The sequence below is a fragment of the Staphylococcus sp. 231237_7MaSpsaltlick genome (genome assembly GCF_043107035.1).
This window is the reverse complement of record NZ_JBICNX010000082.1, coordinates 1-2,406: the sequence shown is the minus strand read 5'-3', so window position 1 is coordinate 2,406 and position 2,406 is coordinate 1. Positions and strand designations below refer to the sequence as shown.

At 50.9% G+C, this 2,406-nt stretch carries 1 rRNA gene; it reads left to right on the top strand.

The window, feature by feature from the left end:
- A 23S ribosomal RNA gene (locus ACF91D_RS29835) occupies nt 1-2,406 on the top strand; the annotation flags it as partial.

The following is a 2,406-nucleotide window of genomic DNA, read 5'->3' as shown; positions in this document are numbered from 1 at the left end:
AAGGCTAAATACTCTCTAGTGACCGATAGTGAACCAGTACCGTGAGGGAAAGGTGAAAAGTACCCCGGAAGGGGAGTGAAATAGAACTTGAAACCGTGTGCTTACAAGTAGTCAGAGCCCGTTAATGGGTGATGGCGTGCCTTTTGTAGAATGAACCGGCGAGTTACGATTTGATGCAAGGTTAAGCAGTGAATGTGGAGCCGTAGCGAAAGCGAGTCTGAATAGGGCGTTGAGTATTTGGTCGTAGACCCGAAACCAGGTGATCTACCCATGACCAGGTTGAAGTTCAGGTAACACTGAATGGAGGACCGAACCGACTTACGTTGAAAAGTGAGCGGATGAGTTGTGGGTAGCGGAGAAATTCCAATCGAACCTGGAGATAGCTGGTTCTCTCCGAAATAGCTTTAGGGCTAGCCTCAAGTGATGATTATTGGAGGTAGAGCACTGTTTGGACGAGGGGCCCTTATCGGGTTACCGAATTCAGACAAACTCCGAATGCCAATCAATTTAACTTGGGAGTTAGAACGCGGGTGATAAGGTCCGTGTTCGAAAGGGAAACAGCCCAGACCACCAGCTAAGGTCCCAAAATATATGTTAAGTGGAAAAGGATGTGGCGTTGCCCAGACAACTAGGATGTTGGCTTAGAAGCAGCCATCATTTAAAGAGTGCGTAATAGCTCACTAGTCGAGTGACACTGCGCCGAAAATGTACCGGGGCTAAACATATTACCGAAGCTGTGGATTGTCCGTAAGGACAATGGTAGGAGAGCGTTCTAAGGGCGTTGAAGCATGATCGCAAGGACATGTGGAGCGCTTAGAAGTGAGAATGCCGGTGTGAGTAGCGAAAGACGGGTGAGAATCCCGTCCACCGATTGACTAAGGTTTCCAGAGGAAGGCTCGTCCGCTCTGGGTTAGTCGGGTCCTAAGCTGAGGCCGATAGGCGTAGGCGATGGATAACAGGTTGATATTCCTGTACCACCATAATTCGTTTTAAGCGATGGGGGGACGCAGTAGGATAGGCGAAGCGTACGATTGGATTGTACGTCCAAGCAGTAAGACTGAGTGTTAGGCAAATCCGGCACTCTTAAGGTCAAGCTGTGATGGGGAGAGGAAATTGTTTCCTCGAGTCGTTGATTTCACACTGCCGAGAAAAGCCTCTAGCTAGAATTGTGGTGCCCGTACCGCAAACCGACACAGGTAGTCAAGATGAGAATTCTAAGGTGAGCGAGCGAACTCTCGTTAAGGAACTCGGCAAAATGACCCCGTAACTTCGGGAGAAGGGGTGCTCTTTAGGGTTAACGCCCAGGAGAGCCGCAGTGAATAGGCCCAAGCGACTGTTTATCAAAAACACAGGTCTCTGCTAAACCGTAAGGTGATGTATAGGGGCTGACGCCTGCCCGGTGCTGGAAGGTTAAGAGGAGTGGTTAGCTTCTGCGAAGCTACGAATCGAAGCCCCAGTAAACGGCGGCCGTAACTATAACGGTCCTAAGGTAGCGAAATTCCTTGTCGGGTAAGTTCCGACCCGCACGAAAGGCGTAACGATTTGGGCACTGTCTCAACGAGAGACTCGGTGAAATCATAGTACCTGTGAAGATGCAGGTTACCCGCGACAGGACGGAAAGACCCCGTGGAGCTTTACTGTAGTCTGATATTGAAATTCGGCACAGCTTGTACAGGATAGGTAGGAGCCTGAGATGCGTGAGCGCTAGCTTACGTGGAGGCGTTGGTGGGATACTACCCTCGCTGTGTTGGATTTCTAACCCGCACCATTTATCATGGTGGGAGACAGTGTCAGATGGGCAGTTTGACTGGGGCGGTCGCCTCCTAAAGAGTAACGGAGGCGCTCAAAGGTTTCCTCAGAATGGTTGGAAATCATTCATAGAGTGTAAAGGCATAAGGAAGCTTGACTGCGAGACTTACAAGTCGAGCAGGGTCGAAAGACGGACTTAGTGATCCGGTGGTTCCGCATGGAAGGGCCATCGCTCAACGGATAAAAGCTACCCCGGGGATAACAGGCTTATCTCCCCCAAGAGTTCACATCGACGGGGAGGTTTGGCACCTCGATGTCGGCTCATCGCATCCTGGGGCTGTAGTCGGTCCCAAGGGTTGGGCTGTTCGCCCATTAAAGCGGTACGCGAGCTGGGTTCAGAACGTCGTGAGACAGTTCGGTCCCTATCCGTCGTGGGCGTAGGAAATTTGAGAGGAGCTGTCCTTAGTACGAGAGGACCGGGATGGACATACCTCTGGTGTACCAGTTGTCGTGCCAACGGCATCGCTGGGTAGCTATGTATGGACGGGATAAGTGCTGAAAGCATCTAAGCATGAAGCCCCCCTCAAGATGAGATTTCCCAACTTCGGTTATAAGATCCCTCAAAGATGATGAGGTTAATAGGTTCGAGGTGGAAGC